This is a genomic window from Cohnella sp. SGD-V74 (assembly GCF_003001675.1).
Classification (GTDB): Bacteria; Bacillota; Bacilli; order Paenibacillales; family Paenibacillaceae; genus Cohnella.
Genome location: NZ_PVYW01000001.1, coordinates 590101 through 604525, shown reverse-complemented (window position 1 = coordinate 604525; position 14425 = coordinate 590101). Strand labels below are relative to the sequence as shown.

At 58.6% G+C, this 14425-nt stretch carries 15 protein-coding genes; 11 read left to right on the top strand and 4 right to left on the bottom strand.

Annotated elements, in window-relative coordinates; all coding sequences use genetic code 11:
• Positions 1-233: 233 nt before the first annotated feature.
• Positions 234-1196: a sugar phosphate isomerase/epimerase family protein gene (locus B0G52_RS02695; protein ID WP_094041945.1), complete on the top strand. Its 963-nt coding sequence runs from the start codon at positions 234-236 to the stop codon at positions 1194-1196.
• A 23-nt stretch (positions 1197-1219) separates the two neighbouring features.
• Positions 1220-2362 carry a Gfo/Idh/MocA family protein gene (locus tag B0G52_RS02690; protein WP_094042015.1) on the top strand — a complete coding sequence of 381 codons (1143 nt, stop codon included), beginning with the start codon at positions 1220-1222 and terminating at the stop codon, positions 2360-2362.
• Positions 2363-2462: 100 nt separating this feature from the next.
• On the opposite strand, the gene B0G52_RS02685 is transcribed toward B0G52_RS02690, so the two are convergent.
• The 3 genes from B0G52_RS02685 to B0G52_RS02675 all read right to left on the bottom strand — a co-directional run bounded on the left by B0G52_RS02685 (position 2463) and on the right by B0G52_RS02675 (position 4192).
• The gene (locus tag B0G52_RS02685) at positions 2463-3251 is read right to left on the bottom strand and encodes an alpha/beta fold hydrolase (RefSeq protein ID WP_158223548.1); all 789 of its coding nucleotides are present in this window, start codon (positions 3249-3251) and stop codon (positions 2463-2465) included.
• Positions 3199-3786, bottom strand: a complete 588-nt coding sequence (locus B0G52_RS02680) for a PadR family transcriptional regulator (RefSeq protein ID WP_094041943.1) — start codon at positions 3784-3786, stop codon at positions 3199-3201. The genes B0G52_RS02685 and B0G52_RS02680 overlap by 53 nt, the downstream gene beginning before the upstream one ends.
• Before the next feature lie 157 nt (positions 3787-3943).
• Positions 3944-4192 carry a hypothetical protein gene (locus B0G52_RS02675; protein ID WP_143762504.1) on the bottom strand — a complete coding sequence of 83 codons (249 nt, stop codon included), beginning with the start codon at positions 4190-4192 and terminating at the stop codon, positions 3944-3946.
• 136 nt (positions 4193-4328) lie between these two features.
• On the opposite strand from B0G52_RS02675, the gene B0G52_RS02665 reads away from it, so the two are divergent.
• The 5 genes from B0G52_RS02665 to pstA (B0G52_RS02645) all read left to right on the top strand — a co-directional run bounded on the left by B0G52_RS02665 (position 4329) and on the right by pstA (B0G52_RS02645) (position 9767).
• Positions 4329-5405, top strand: coding sequence for a methyl-accepting chemotaxis protein (locus tag B0G52_RS02665; RefSeq protein ID WP_106359391.1), 1077 nt, complete (start codon positions 4329-4331; stop codon positions 5403-5405).
• Positions 5406-5516: 111 nt separating this feature from the next.
• Positions 5517-6929: a copper amine oxidase N-terminal domain-containing protein gene (locus tag B0G52_RS02660; RefSeq protein ID WP_094041941.1), complete on the top strand. Its 1413-nt coding sequence runs from the start codon at positions 5517-5519 to the stop codon at positions 6927-6929.
• 24 nt (positions 6930-6953) lie between these two features.
• On the top strand, positions 6954-7805 hold the full coding sequence (locus tag B0G52_RS02655; RefSeq protein WP_094041940.1) for a phosphate ABC transporter substrate-binding protein: 852 nt from the start codon (positions 6954-6956) through the stop codon (positions 7803-7805).
• Positions 7806-7905: 100 nt separating this feature from the next.
• Positions 7906-8874, top strand: a complete 969-nt coding sequence (gene pstC / locus B0G52_RS02650) for a phosphate ABC transporter permease subunit PstC (protein WP_094041939.1) — start codon at positions 7906-7908, stop codon at positions 8872-8874.
• A complete protein-coding gene (gene pstA / locus B0G52_RS02645) occupies positions 8871-9767 on the top strand; it encodes a phosphate ABC transporter permease PstA (protein ID WP_094041938.1) in 897 nt (298 codons plus the stop codon). The genes pstC (B0G52_RS02650) and pstA (B0G52_RS02645) overlap by 4 nt, the downstream gene beginning before the upstream one ends.
• Here pstA (B0G52_RS02645) and B0G52_RS02640 read toward each other — a convergent pair.
• Complete coding sequence (locus B0G52_RS02640) at positions 9764-10642, bottom strand: LysR family transcriptional regulator (RefSeq protein ID WP_094041937.1); 879 nt, start codon at positions 10640-10642, stop codon at positions 9764-9766. The genes pstA (B0G52_RS02645) and B0G52_RS02640 overlap by 4 nt on opposite strands.
• A 183-nt stretch (positions 10643-10825) precedes the next feature.
• On the opposite strand from B0G52_RS02640, the gene B0G52_RS02635 reads away from it, so the two are divergent.
• The 4 genes from B0G52_RS02635 (at position 10826) to pstB (ending at position 14401) form a co-directional block, all read left to right on the top strand.
• The gene (locus tag B0G52_RS02635) at positions 10826-11767 is read left to right on the top strand and encodes a phosphate ABC transporter substrate-binding protein (RefSeq protein WP_094042014.1); all 942 of its coding nucleotides are present in this window, start codon (positions 10826-10828) and stop codon (positions 11765-11767) included.
• Positions 11768-11840: 73 nt separating this feature from the next.
• On the top strand, positions 11841-12743 hold the full coding sequence (pstC, locus tag B0G52_RS02630) for a phosphate ABC transporter permease subunit PstC (RefSeq protein WP_094041936.1): 903 nt from the start codon (positions 11841-11843) through the stop codon (positions 12741-12743).
• Positions 12740-13627, top strand: coding sequence for a phosphate ABC transporter permease PstA (pstA, locus tag B0G52_RS02625; RefSeq protein ID WP_094041935.1), 888 nt, complete (start codon positions 12740-12742; stop codon positions 13625-13627). Before pstC (B0G52_RS02630) ends, pstA (B0G52_RS02625) begins: the two co-directional genes overlap by 4 nt.
• A gap of 15 nt (positions 13628-13642) precedes the next feature.
• Complete coding sequence (pstB, locus tag B0G52_RS02620) at positions 13643-14401, top strand: phosphate ABC transporter ATP-binding protein PstB (RefSeq protein ID WP_094041934.1); 759 nt, start codon at positions 13643-13645, stop codon at positions 14399-14401.
• The last annotated feature ends 24 nt before the right edge of the window (positions 14402-14425 follow it).

Here is a 14425-nt window from a genome sequence, read left to right as displayed (position 1 = left end):
CCGCCCGAGGGGAAGATAGCGGTCCGCCGGTCCGCTAACGGACGGAAAAGCCGCCGACCGAGGGAAATAACGGTCCGCCGGACCGATAACGGGGGCGCAATCCGCCCCCGAAGCGAAATAAGGGTGGCAATCCGCCCGGCATTTCAGGTAAAATAGAATTGCGACTTATGAACGCGCGTACATAAAAACGTGCAAAGGCTTCCATTTTGAATGAAAGGTATGGTGAAGTTCAAGTGAAATCCGGCGTATTTATCGTTCTATTCGCCCAACAATCGTTCGAACAAGCGCTTGATACCGCCAAATCGGCGGGACTGCAAGCGGTGGAAATCGGCACGGGAGGTTTTCCCGGCACGGCGCACGTGAACGCCAAGGAAATCGTGAACGACGACGCGGCCATTCGCCGCATTCGCGAAGCGGTCGATTCCCGCGGCTTGACGATCAGCGCGCTCAGCTGCCACGGCAACCCGCTGCATCCGGACAAGGCTACGGCCCAGTCCGATCACGAGGATTTCGTCGCGACCGTACAGCTGGCGGAGAAGCTTGGCGTGGATACGGTCATTACGTTCTCCGGCTGTCCGGGAGACTCCGAGAACGCGAAGTATCCGTCCTGGGTTACCTGCCCATGGCCGCCCGATTTCCTGACCGTGCTCGAATGGCAGTGGAACGAGATCGCGATTCCGTACTGGAAGGAACAATCGGCGTTCCTGCGCAAACATAACGTCAAAGTCGCGATCGAAGCGCATCCGGGCTTCCTCGTGTACAATACCGAGACCGCGCTGCGCCTGCGCAAGGAAGCGGGCGACAACATCGGCGTCAACTTCGACCCTTCCCATCTGTTCTGGCAGGGCATGGACCCGATCGAGTGCATCAAGGCGCTCGGAGACTCCATCTACCACGTGCACGCGAAGGATACGAAGATCGACAAGCGCAATACGGCGCTGAACGGCGTGCTCGATACGAAGCATTACGGCGATATTCTGAATCGTTCGTTCGTATTCCGCACGGTCGGCTACGGGCATGACGACGAGTTCTGGAAGGACATGGTGAGCACGTTGCGCCTTGTCGGCTACGACGGCACGATCAGCATCGAGCACGAGGACGGCATCATGAGCGTGAACGAAGGGTTCACGAAAGCGGCCGGCTTCCTCAACTCCCTCATTCTGAAAGAAAGCGCGGGTGAGATGTGGTGGGCGTAAACAACAAAAAAATCAACGTCGGCATGGTGGGCTACAAGTTCATGGGCAAAGCCCACAGCCATGCGTATAAAGACGTAGGCATGTTCTTCGAACCGGCCGCCGACGTCGTCATGAAAGCGATCTGCGGACGCGACGAGCAAGGAGTCAAGGCGGCGGCCGACAAGTTCGGCTGGGAATCGTACGAGACCGACTGGCGTAAAATGGTTGCACGCGAAGACATCGACTTCGTCGATATCAACGCTCCCAGCGATGCGCACAAGGAGATTACGCTGGCCGCAATCGCCGCGGGCAAGCACGTCTTCTGCGAGAAGCCGCTCGCGCTGAACCTGGCGGACGGCCGCGAAATGCTCGAAGCGGCGGAGAAAGCCGGCGTCAAGCACGCGGTCTGCTTTAACTACCGTTTCCTGCCTGCCGTTCAATTGGCGAAGCAGATCATTGACGAAGGCCGTCTGGGCGAGATCCATCACTATCGCGCCACCTACCTGCAAGACTGGCTCGTCGACCCGAACACGCCGATGGCGTGGCGGCTGAAGAAGGAAGTCGCCGGCTCCGGCGCTCACGGGGACATCAATGCGCACAGCATCGATCTCGCCCGCTTCCTGATCGGCGAGTTCGACCGCGTGGTCGGTCACAACCGTACGTTCGTGAAGGAACGCCCGCTTGCAACGGATGCGGCAGGCGGATTGTCCGCCGGCGTCGGCTCGTCCACGCAGAAGGACGAGGTAACCGTCGACGACGCAACCGGCTTCCTGGCCGACTTCAAGAACGGCGCGATGGGCATGTTCGTCGCCTCCCGTTTCGCGGCCGGACGCAAAAACCATAACACGTTCGAGATTCACGGCAGCAAAGGAACGCTGCGCTGGGATCTCGAGAAGCTGAACGAGCTGGAAGTGTACTTCCGCGAGGACGAGCCGAACCTGGCCGGCTTCCGCCGCATTCTGGCGACGGAGCCGTCGCACAAGTACGCCGGCAACTGGTGGCCGACCGGTCACATCATCGGCTACGAGCATGCCTTCGTGCATATTGTGTACGAATTCGTGCAGCACATTGAGACGGGCTCGCCGTTCGCGCCGACTTTCTACGACGGCGTGAAGTGCCAAGAGGTGCTCGAAGCGGTCGATCTGTCGATCGAGCGCGGCTCCTGGGTCAGCATCGACGAAGTGTAATTTGCGTTGAATTAAGGTTGCTTCAAAACCGGGCAGAAACGGCTTAAAACCGTCTTCCGCCCGGTTTTTTTCCGTCTCCGGCACAAACGCTGTTGTGCGGCTACGCTCCGGACAAATGACGGCGCAGGATGCGATTAAACGCTGCGGGCTGGTCCACGTTCGCGCAGTGGCCGGCGTCCGGGATGACGACCAGTTCGGAGCGCGGCTCCAAACCGTGAAGCTGTACCGCGGCGTCATGGGCGAGCTTCAGATCGTGTTCTCCGACGACGATCAGCAACGAGTAGGGCATCGGGTCGTCGGTTTTTCGGAGCAGGGAGGCCATCCCGCTCATCGAGGAGAACGATTTTCGCCGAAATTGCATTACTCCCTGCTCGAGCTTCGCCCGTCCCCGCTCTGTATGGCAGGAGACGCGAAGGACGTACCGCTTGAATTTGTCCATGGAGAACAGGACGTACAGCAGCCACTTCAACCCCTCCTTCCGCTGCGCTTTCAGCACGGCTTCATTCGCCTTGTGTATCGAGTATCCGCCTACGATAACGACCGATTCCACGATGTTCGGACAGCGATCGGCGAAAGCCTGGGCGACGAGCGCCCCGAGCGATACGCCCATCGCGACGCATCGCTCGATGCCGTTCTCGGCGGCGATTCGGGCGCAGATCTCGGGCATATCCCGCAGCGATACGCTCGCGGGCAAGGAGCGATTGGCTCCATGGCCGGGCAGATCGATCAGAACGATGCGGCAGTCGCTGCCGAAATCGGCGACCTGGTCTTCGAACAGTCCGTGATCGGCGAATGCCGCGTGCAGCATGAAGATCGTTGGCCGGCCTTCTTCGTTTTCAATCCGATAACGCACTTCCGCGTTTTTGAAATTCAACTTCTTCTCCCGCATCCGGATCACCCTCCAATTGTTCCTGAAATCGGCGGAACCATTCCAGCATGGATCGGTAAAGAGCGATCGCCAATTCCAGCGTCTTGATCTGGTAGACGGCAATTTGCCGCAAGCTCTCCGGCACTTCCGCGCGCGCGGCTTCCTCCGCTGCCGCATCGTATTCCCCCAGAACGCTCTCCAGTGAGGCTGCGATCGAACGTGCAACCTTCAAGCGATCGGGAGCATCGAGCAGTCCGAGGAAGAACAAGCGCGTCGTGATGTCCTGCTCCAGCCTGCCGGCCGCGATCTCGGAAAACATTTTTTCGGCGAAGCCGCGCCTTCCCGGTTCGTCGATGCGATAGAGCTTTTTCCTTCGGCCTGTGGCGTCCATTTCAAGTGTGCGGATCAGCCCGTTGTCCTCCAGTTTCTTTAATGTCGTCTGGATGCTCCCGAGACTGGCGCTGTAAAACGGCGATACTTTTCGCTGCAAAATTTTCCGCATCTCGTACGCGGACAAATCGCGGATCATCAAAAAGCCGAGCAATACGAAATCCATCTTTTTCCTCCAGTTTTAGCACTATTATAATATACCTATTAGGTATGTTCAATGCTGATTGCTGGCTAAAGTTTACAGTCGCTTAACGAACAGCGGACAAATGGAAAACAATCGTCTGTTAGTTTCGAAATAGGGATTAATCCCCACGACCCGAATCCTAGAACGAGGTGCGTCCCATGCCTATAACTTCAGTTCTCGAGAAGCAAGAAACGGTGCAACCGACTTCGCCGTCCGCCGATTCTACCGCAACTGCCGTATCTGTCGCATCTAAGACTTCTGCTTCTTCTACCGCATCTGTCCGGTCTAAAGCATCTGTCCCGTCTACCGTATCCACCGCGTCTAAGACTTCTGCTTCTTCTACCGCATCTGTCCGGTCTAAAGCATCTGTCCCGTCTACCGTATCCACCGCGTCTAAGGCTCCTGCTTCTTCTACCGCATCTGTCCGGCCTAAAGCGTCTGCCTCGTCCACCCCATCCGCCGCACTGGCCGAGTCTTCCTACTCAAGCCCGGCGTCTTCTTCCCGAGCGGATCTCCCCGCAGTCATGCAGCCGATCGCCGTCAAAGATTGGATGAAGAGCTGTCCGGTCATCGCCCCCGATGTGCCGAACGACGATCTTGTCCGCCTGTTCCGCAGCAAGGAGCCTTATCCTTGCGCCGTCGTCTGCGATGAAGGCAAGCGTCCCGTCGGACTGATCATGAGAAGCCGGTTCTACCGGCGGATAGGCTCTTTGTACGGCATGTCATTGTATGGACAACGTCCGGTCTCGCTGCAGATGGACCCGTCGCCGCTCGTCGCGGACGTATCCATCGACCCTCAGGAACTGATCGACCGCGCGCTGTCCCGGGAGGAGGAGACGTTCTACGATGCCGTCGTGCTTACCGATAAAGGGAAATTCGCGGGCATATTGACGGTGAACGACCTGCTTAACGTGTCCAGACTGCTGCAGAGAGAAGCGGTTAGCCGGCAGATGAGCACGATTCGCGATACCGAGACGATGATCGAGGACATTCACGCTTCCGTCGAACGGGTCGCGCAAGCGACGAACGAAGCCAAGGCGTGCAGCGAGCGGATCGGAGAAATTACCGACCAGGGCCGCGAGCAGTTGGGCGAGATGCAGGGACTGTTTAAGCAGTGGTCGGTGAACGCGGACAAGCAGGAGAAAGCCGCCGGCCAATTGACCGAACGCACGTCGGCTGTCGACGGCATCGTTCGCCTGATCGCCGATCTCGCCGATCAGTGCAATCTGCTGGCGGTGAACGCCGCGATTGAAGCGGCGAGAGCGGGAGAGCACGGCAGAGGGTTCGGAGTCGTAGCGGGGGAGATCCGCGCGCTGGCGGATCAGACGAAACGCTCCGCCGGGGAGATCGCCGGCATGATCCGCTCGATGTCGGAGGCGGTGAAGCTGTCCGCCGGCTTGGCGGGAGAAGGCAAGCAGGGAGCGGACCGAGGCGTCCACTCGGTGAGCAAGACCGAGGACACGTTCGCCCAGCTGTGGAGCTCCTCGGAGCTGAACCAGGAGGCGGCTGCGCTGCTGCTGTCGGCATCCGGAGCGGCCACGATCAAGTCGGAAGAAGTCCGCGGCGAAATCCGCAAGCTGGCCAGTCAGGTAAATTCCTAAATTTAACAGCAGGAAAACAAATCGGCAACAGCGGCTTTACAAAATAGGACTATACTCACTATAGCAATGCGAAGAAAAATCTACCAAAATCCAGAAGGGTGATAGGTGTCGATGGTGCTAAAGAAAGCGTCCCTGGTAACTGTATTGGCGTTGGCTGTCGGAACGGCTTCCGCAGGCGCGGCATTCGCCGCAACCGCAACGGCAACGAGCGCGGTTCAGATTACGAATTCGGCTTACATCGTGAACGGAACGACGGTTAATCTGGGTACGATTACGGAGAAGGGCACGACTCTCGTATCTCTCAGAGATTTAAGCGCGAAGCTCGGAGCCAAGCTGCAAGCGGCCGGCGGCGTCGTTCAAGCGAAGCTGAACGGCCATACGGTAGAGCTGAAAGCGGGCAGCGCCGTTCTTAAGGTAGACGGAGCGGAGCACAAGCTGAACGTTCCGGTCAAAAACGCCAAAGGCGTCACTTACGTGGAGCTGGGAGCCTACGTCGAAGCGCTGGGAGCCAGCCTGTACGAAGATGGGAAAGGCTCGGTCTGGATCGACGCCAAGCTGCTGTCCAACGTGGATCGCATCCAATGGGTCGATGCGGAGCGCTTCATCGCTACGCAAGAGAACGAGACGGGCCGCGCGGATTACCTCGTGGAAGCCGCAACGGGCAAGTACCGTCTGCTGGACGTGGCCGCGGACGCTTCCGAGTTGATCTTGGCGCCTAACGGTACGAAAGTCGCCTACACGAACGCGGAAGGCCAAGTGTCCGTGCTCGATCTGACCAAAATCGGCCGGGCCGTCGTCGTCAGCACCGACACGAACATCAAGCCGGAGCTCGTATGGTCGGCCGACAGCGCGAGCATCTATTTCCTGCAAGGGGACAAGGGCAGCGTCATCGCCAAGCTGGATCCGGAAATCAATAAAATCACGAAAATCCTCGACGACAAGGTCGACTACAAAGCGAACCTGGAAGTGTCCGCGGACGGCAAAACGTTCACGTACACCGTAACGAAGCCGGGAGCCGTCGTCGCCGACGCCAACAAGCCGGTCGAAGAGGACGACGTCTCTATCGACATGAAGGGAACCGAGCCGCAAATCTATCAATTTACGGTCGATCCTTCCGTCAAGGAGAACAAAGCCGTGCAACTGACGACTTCCACAGACGACAAGGTGTTCATCCACGCCGCCGACGGTTCCAGCGTCGCGTACGTCAGCGTGAGCGCCGATACTTCCGCCAAGTCGACGCTGGTTAAAGTCGGCAAAGACAAAAACGTCGCTTCGCTCTACAACGAGAGAGACGTATACCAAGCAGAATATGCCGGCGGCAAATGGTACTTGTTGACCGAGGGCAACGGAGACGATCAATTCGTCTACGAGGTCGATCCGGCGACGGGCGCGGCCAAGCAGCTCTATACGCTGTCCTCCGCGGTAAGCGGAATCGTCGTGAAGGAAGGCGCGCCGCTGGCGGTCATCCAGGACGGACGCGTATTGGTGGATGTGAACGGAAGCTGGAAGCCGGCTTCCAAATAATCGAATCGAGAGGAGAACATTCCGATGAAATGGTTTAAATCTTTATCCGTCGCCGCACTGGCGATCGCCCTGGTCTCGACCTCCGTGTCCGTGGCGGGAGCGGCAAGCGACCTGAAAGGCAAAATCGTCATTAACGGTTCTTCCGCGCTGCTGCCGCTGACGCTGCAAGCGGCCAACGAATTCAAGAAGCTGCACCCGAAGGTGAAAATTTCCGCTTCCGCGGCGGGCTCGATCACCGGCCCGCAATCGGTGCGCAAAGGCATCGCCGACATCGGCGCGGTCGACTGGGACGCCTCCCAAGACGTTCCCGGCTTCAAGAAATTCGATGGCCAAGTTGCGCATAAAGTCGCGATTATCCCGTTCGCGGCCGTCGTCAACAAGAACGTCAAAGTCGACGATCTGACGACGAAGCAGCTGCAAGACATTTTCTCCGGCAAAGTAACGAACTGGAAAGACGTCGGAGGAGAAGACGCCGACATTATCGTCGTCAACCGCGCGTTCGGTTCCGGAACCCGCGTCAACTTCCAGATGAAGGCTCTGCAAGGCACGGAATTCATCAGCAAGGGCTCCAACTATAAGGAAGTCAAGTCGAGCGGCGACATGAAGACGGCCGTGGAGACGACTCCCAACGCGATCGGCTACATCGACCTCGTGTACGTGACGAGCAACATGAAGGCGCTGAAAATCAACAAAATCGCGCCGACGGAAGCGAACGTCGTTAACGGTACTTATAAAGTATGGGGTTACGGCTACTACATGACGAAGGGCAAGCCGGACGGAGCGACGAAGGCGTTCATCGAATATATCCAAAGCGCCAAGTTCCAGAACGGTTCGTTGAAGAAGCTGAAATTCATCCCGATCTCCGCTTTGAAATAATCGGCTTTAATCGCGAATAATCGACGAACTCAACATTCGGGAGAAACCAGCGAAGCGATCTGTCGCCAAGCTGGTTTCTTCATGGGAGGAACCTGGAGTTATGCAACTGGACACGTCGGCGCGTCCTTCGATCGCCGGCCCGAACGCGTCCGAGCTCGGAGGCAGCATCAAGGCCGGCTCGGGCAAGTCGTTCGACCGGAAGAACAGACTTCTGTTTTACAACCGTTTTTTCAAGCTGGCCTGCATTGCCAGCGCCGTGTTCGTCTGCCTCATTCTGTTCGGCATCCTGTTTCTGATGTTCCGCACCGGCGTGCTGACGTTCCGCGACGTATCTCCGATGACGTTTTTCTTCTCGACGGATTGGACGCCGGAGGACGACCGTTACGGCGCTTTCGTCTTTATTTTCGGCACGTTCGCCTTGACGCTCTTGACGCTGCTCATCTCCGTGCCTCTGTCGGTCGTCATCGCCGTATTCCTGGCCGAGGTCGCCCCGACATGGCTGCGCAATCTGCTCCGTCCGGTGCTCGACCTGCTCGTCGGCATTCCGTCCGTCGTCTACGGCTTCCTCGGACTGACCATCCTCATTCCGCTGCTCAGGGATATAACCGGCACGAATATGGGCGACGGCATTCTGGCGGCGGCGATCGTGCTGACGATCATGGTGCTGCCGACGATCAGCCGGGTGAGCGACGACGCGATCAGCGCGGTTCCGCGAAAATATAGGGACGCCTCTTACGCGCTTGGCGCCACGAGGTTCCAGACGATCTTCAAGGTGACGATTCCGGCCGCCCGCAGCGGCATTCTATACGGCGTTATTCTGGGCATGGCCCGGGCGATCGGCGAGACGATGGCCGTCGTCATGGTCATCGGCAACACGCCGCAGCTGGCCGACGCGCTGTTCAAGCCGACGTCGGTGCTGACGAGCAACATCGTCATGCAGATCGCCAACGTGCCGTTCGACTCGACCTGGAACAACGCGCTGTATATGATGGGCTTCCTGCTGCTCGTCATTTCTCTGTTGATGATCGTGCTCGTGAGGCTGCTGCAGCGGAAGGGGGCCCATTCATGAAAAACGCGACCGGAGCGGCCCGCAGCCCGTTCAGCTCGGGCCGGGGGATCAATTCGTTGAACAACCGGCTGTTTACCGCATTTGTCTGGAGCGCGTCCGCGGCCATGGTTCTGTTCATTCTCGCGCTGCTCTATCTGATCCTGCAGAAGGGGCTGCCTACGCTGACCTGGGATTTCATTCTCGGGCTGCCGAGCGAGATCGAGGAGGGCGGAGGCATCGGCCCGGCTTTGTTCAATTCTTTCTACATGCTGCTGATCTCGCTGTTCATCGCCGTGCCGCTCGGCATGGCCGCAGGCATCTACTTGGCGGAATTCGCGCCGGACAACAAGCTGATCGGCTTCGTCCGCATCTGCGTGGAAGGGCTCGCCTCCGTGCCTTCCATTATCTTCGGTTTGTTCGGGATCGCCTTGTTCGTGGAAATGTTCCAGATCGGGCTGACGATTCTGGGAGGCGCGGTCAGCCTCGCGTTCCTGAACCTGCCGGTCATGACCCGGGTGACGGAGGAGTCGATCCGCGCCGTGCCCGGGGAGCTGAAGCAGGCTTCGTTCGCGCTCGGCGCGACGCACCTGCAGACGATTCGCCGCGTGCTCGTTCCGTCGGCGATCAACGGTCTCGTGACCGGAATTTGCTTGATCGCGGGCCGCGCGTTCGGGGAGAGCGCCGTCATCATTCTGACGGCGGGGGTGACGACGTCGGGAGAGATGTGGGACTTCAATCTGTTGTCGCCGGGAGAGACGCTGGCCGTCCATCTGTGGTACGTCCAGTCGGAGGCGATCGTGCCGGATGCGGTGTCGATTTCCGACAAGGCGGCCGCCGTGCTCGTGTTCGTCATTCTGCTCTTTAACGTTCTGTTCCGCATCCCGCTCTGGATCAAGGAGCGCAGGAGCCGCTAACCCGGTTGCGGGGCAAGCGCGCGCGCAGCTCGTTCGGCAAGCTCGACGTTGCCTTCATGAGCGTTCCAACTCGCATACAAGGTCCAGCTTATCGGGCGGTCCGGCAACTCTGCCGCGACCGCCTTCGCCATGGAAGCGGGAAGGACGCATTCGGGCAAGACGGCGAGACCGATGTCGTCCCGCACGGCCTGCACGACCAGCTCGGCCGAGTCGAACGTGCCGTTGACGCGGGAGACGCCCGTTCGCGCGAACCAGGCGGAGACGAGCTCGGCCAGCGAGCGCTCCGCATGCTCGACGAACGGATAGCGGTGCAGCCGGTCGGCCAGCGCGGAGCTCCGCACGCTGGCGAGCGGATGATTTTCCGGCAGCACCAGCTTCAAGGGAGAGGAGAGAAGCTCCGCGCAGCGCAGCCGCTCCGGATCGACGGGCTGCCGTCCGCCGATCGCCAGATCGAGCTCGCCGGCTTCGAGCAACTGCGACAGACCGTCGTCGTCCGTCTTGACGATCGTAACGCGCGCTTCCGTAAGCGCCGTGAGCCGCGTGAGCCATCCCGCTCCGGCCAGCGCCGCCGTCGCGCAATCGGTGCAGCCGATCCGCAGCAGGTTCCGCCCGGTGTCCCGGAGCTCCCCGATCTTCGCCTCGGCTTCCGCATGCAGAGCCACGATCCGCTTGGCGTACGGCAGCAGCATTTTTCCCGCGGTCGTCAAATAGATGCGCCCCGATCTCGCCTCGAACAGCTTGACTCCCCAGTCGCTCTCCATCTTCTTCATATGGAAGCTGATCGTAGGCTGCTTCATGCGCAGCGCATCCGCCACGGCGGTCACCTGCTTATAGCGGTCTACGAGCTCGATAATTTTCAATTTTAATAGACTCATGACCGATTCCCCCGACTTTATGTCATTGTCATTTAATATTTCTATAATAATAGCATTCACATTGAATAATTGTATGTATATTTTTCTCCGAGTTAACAAAACGAAAACATTGCAATAATGCCGGCCTTCTACAATATGAACTGTCAAGAAAAAAACAAAGAGTTGGAAGGGGAACTATACGAAATGAAAAAAACAGTAATGATGTTGATGGTGTTGGCGCTGACGGTGGTCCTGGCCGCATGCGGTCAAAATAATAATAGCGGCGGTGCAAGCCCGTCGCCGGAAAGCTCGGCTCCGGAAAGCTCGGCGCCTGCAAGCGAAAGCCCGGCGGCGGAACTGTCCGGCTCGCTGCTCGCCACCGGATCTTCGGCGCTGCTGCCGCTCGTCGAGCAAGCTTCGAAGAAGTTCATGGACATTCACAAAGGCGTATCGATCCAAGTGCAAGCGGGCGGAAGCGGCACGGGCTTGACGCAAGTGTCCGAAGGCCAATCCGACATCGGCAACTCCGACGTCTTCGCGGAAGAGAAGCTGGATGCGGCCAAAGCGGCTGAACTGGTCGATCACCAAGTCGCAGTAGTCGGCATGGCGGCAGTCGTTAATCCGAACGTATCCGTCGACAGCTTGACGAAGCAGCAGCTGGTAGACATTTTCACAGGCAAAGTAACGAACTGGAAAGACCTCGGCGGCGAAGATCAGAAGATCCAGATCATCAACCGTCCTTCGAGCTCCGGTACCCGCGCTACGTTCGAGACTTACGCGCTCGGCCAGAAGTCGGAAGACCTGCAAGGCTCGATCCAAGAGGATTCCTCCGGTACGGTTCGCAAGCTGGTCGGCGAAACTCCGGGAGCGATCGGATACCTGGCACTGAGCTACCTCGACGAATCGATCAAAGTACTGAAATACGACGGCGTAGAAGCAACGGTAGAGAACGTGGCGAACGGCACTTATCCAGTATGGGCTTACGAGCACATGTACACGAAAGGCGAGCCCAGCGAGCTGGCGAAAGCGTTCCTCGACTTCATGCTGACCGACGAAATTCAGAACAACGACGTTGTCGAGCTGGGTTACATTCCGGCCAACAAAATGGAAATCAAACGCGATGTGAACGGCACGATCACAAAGTAAAGGTTCCATACCATAAGCCGATCAAGAGGCGTTCCGATAAGCCTCTTGATCGGCTGTGTAAAGGGAGAGATCTATGGCTCAGCCGTTAGAACGACAGCAAGCAAAGCCGCATCTTGCGGAAGAATGGGTCGGCAAAGTTTATACGCTGCTCTGTATCGCGTTTCTTATTCTCACCATCTTCTCGCTTGTCTATTTCGTCGCCTCCAAAGGGCTTAGCACTTTTTTCGTTAACGGCGTCAATGTCATTGATCTGCTTACGGGATTAAAGTGGGCTCCCGAAGGAGAGCCGAGGCTGTTCGGAGCTTTGCCGTTTATTTTCGGCTCGTTCAGCACCTCGCTGCTCGCCGCCGCGATCGCCGCTCCGCTCGGCTTCTGCGCGTCGGTGTTCATGGTGGAAATCGCTCCGAAATTCGGACGCCAGTATTTGCAGCCGGTTATCGAGCTGCTGGCGGGCATTCCGTCCGTCGTCTACGGTTTCGTCGGATTAAGCGTCATCGTTCCTTTTTTCCGCGACGTGTTCCCAGGACAAGGCGTCGGCATCGCGGCCGGAGCCGTCGTGCTGTCGATCATGATTTTACCTACGATTACGACTATTGCGACCGACGCGTTGGCCGCGCTGCCCAAGGGTCTTAAGGAAGGCTCTTACGCGCTGGGCGCCACGCGTTGGCAGACTATATACCGCATCGTATTGCCGACGACGCTTCCCGCTCTGATGACGGGCATTGTGCTCGGCATCGCCCGCGCGTTCGGCGAAGCGCTGGCTGTGCAGATGGTTATCGGCAACGCGCCTCATATTCCGCGCTCGCTGTTCGAGTCGGCGTCGACTTTGACGAGCGCGATTACGCTCAGCATGGGCAACACCGCGATGGGCACCGTCGCCAATAACGCCTTGTGGTCGCTTGCGCTCATTCTGATGCTGATGACGTTCGTCTTCGTCTTCATCGTGCGCTGGCTGGAAAGGAGATCGAAGATATGAGCGCCAAAACGGCCAACAAAATCGCGACCTCGGTCATCGTCGCTGTCTCCGGTCTGATCGTCCTAGTATTGGCCGGTCTGCTCGGTTACATTCTCGTGCGGGGGCTCGGGCATATCAGCTTCGACTTCCTGACGTCGGCGCCGGAGACGATCCGCCGCGGCGGGGGCATCGGGCCGCAGCTGTTCAACTCTGTGTTTCTTCTCTTCCTGACGATGATCATCACGATCCCGCTCGGACTCGGCGCCGGCATCTACATGAGCGAATACGCGCCGGCGAACAAGGTGACGAACGGCATTCGCCTGATCGTCGAAGTGCTGTCGTCCGTGCCTTCCATCATCGTCGGCCTGTTCGGCCTGCTCGTGCTCGTTAACCTGTTCGGCTTCGGATTCTCGCTGTTCGCCGGCGCTCTGGCGCTGACCGTGTTCAACCTGCCGCTGATGGTGCGGATTACGGAGCAGGGGCTCAGAAGCGTGCCGAGAGAGCAGAAGGAAGCGAGCCTTGCGCTCGGGTTGTCGAAATGGAAGACGATCACGTCGGTCATGCTGCCGATCGCGATGCCGGTCATTCTGACCGGAACGATTCTCGCCGCGGGCCGGGTGTTCGGCGAAGCCGCCGCGCTGCTGTTTACGGCGGGCATGAGCTCGCCGCGCCTCGACTTCAGCGACTGGAATCCGTTCAGCCCGTTCTCGCCGCTCAACCCGTTCCGTCCGGCCGAGACGCTGGCGGTGCATATTTGGAAAATCAATTCCGAAGGCCTCGCGCCGGACGCCAAGGAGATCGCCGCAGGAGCTTCCGCCGTGCTGGTCATTACCGTGCTCGCGTTTAACTTCGCGGCCAGATGGCTCGGACGCTACCTGTACCGCAGGTTTACGGCCATTAAATAAAGGGGAGGGAAGCGGATGACTGCCATCGGCATGTCCACCAAAAACTTAAGCGTCTATTACTCCGACAAGCAAGCCGTCAAGGACGTATCGCTCGATTTCCAGGCGAAGCAGGTGACGGCGCTCATCGGACCTTCCGGTTGCGGCAAGTCGACATTCCTCCGAAGCTTGAACCGGATGAACGACTTGATCCCCGACTGCAAGATCACGGGGGAAATCTGGATCCGGGACCGCAACATCAACAGCCCGGACACGGACGTCGTGTCGCTTCGCCAGCGCATCGGCATGGTCTGGCAGCGGCCGAATCCTTTTCATAAATCGATCTACGAGAACATTGCGTTCGGCCCCCGCTACCACGGGACGAAAAACAAGAAGGCGCTGGACGAAATCGTCGAGCAGTCGCTGCGCAAGGCGGCGCTGTGGGAGGAGACGAAGGACCGTCTGCACAACTCCGCGCTCGCGCTGTCGGGCGGACAGCAGCAGCGGCTGTGCATCGCCAGGTCGATCGCGGTCAAGCCCGACATTATTTTGATGGATGAGCCGGCCTCGGCGCTCGATCCGGTATCGACGTCCAAGATCGAAGAGCTGATCGCCGAGCTGAAGCGGGATTTCTGCATCGTTATCGTGACCCACAACATGCATCAGGCGGCGCGCGTGTCGGATAAGACGGCGTTTTTCCTGACGGGGGAAGTGGTGGAGTACGACTTGACGACGAACATTTTCACGAATCCGCAGAAGCAGGAGACGAACGATTACATCACGGGGCGGTTCGGATAAAGCATTCCATAAGAACAAGAGGAG

Coding starts and splice junctions, on each gene's coding strand:
- B0G52_RS02690 (WP_094042015.1), top strand. CDS start 1,220: ATGGTGGGCTACAAGTTCATGGGCAAAGCCCACAGCCATGCGTATAAA.
- B0G52_RS02685 (WP_158223548.1), bottom strand. CDS start 3,251: ATGCGGGAGAAGAAGTTGAATTTCAAAAACGCGGAAGTGCGTTATCGG.
- B0G52_RS02680 (WP_094041943.1), bottom strand. CDS start 3,786: ATGGATTTCGTATTGCTCGGCTTTTTGATGATCCGCGATTTGTCCGCG.
- B0G52_RS02665 (WP_106359391.1), top strand. CDS start 4,329: ATGCAGCCGATCGCCGTCAAAGATTGGATGAAGAGCTGTCCGGTCATC.
- B0G52_RS02660 (WP_094041941.1), top strand. CDS start 5,517: ATGGTGCTAAAGAAAGCGTCCCTGGTAACTGTATTGGCGTTGGCTGTC.
- B0G52_RS02655 (WP_094041940.1), top strand. CDS start 6,954: ATGAAATGGTTTAAATCTTTATCCGTCGCCGCACTGGCGATCGCCCTG.
- pstC (WP_094041939.1), top strand. CDS start 7,906: ATGCAACTGGACACGTCGGCGCGTCCTTCGATCGCCGGCCCGAACGCG.
- pstA (WP_094041938.1), top strand. CDS start 8,871: ATGAAAAACGCGACCGGAGCGGCCCGCAGCCCGTTCAGCTCGGGCCGG.
- B0G52_RS02640 (WP_094041937.1), bottom strand. CDS start 10,642: ATGAGTCTATTAAAATTGAAAATTATCGAGCTCGTAGACCGCTATAAG.
- B0G52_RS02635 (WP_094042014.1), top strand. CDS start 10,826: ATGAAAAAAACAGTAATGATGTTGATGGTGTTGGCGCTGACGGTGGTC.
- pstC (WP_094041936.1), top strand. CDS start 11,841: ATGGCTCAGCCGTTAGAACGACAGCAAGCAAAGCCGCATCTTGCGGAA.
- pstA (WP_094041935.1), top strand. CDS start 12,740: ATGAGCGCCAAAACGGCCAACAAAATCGCGACCTCGGTCATCGTCGCT.
- pstB (WP_094041934.1), top strand. CDS start 13,643: ATGACTGCCATCGGCATGTCCACCAAAAACTTAAGCGTCTATTACTCC.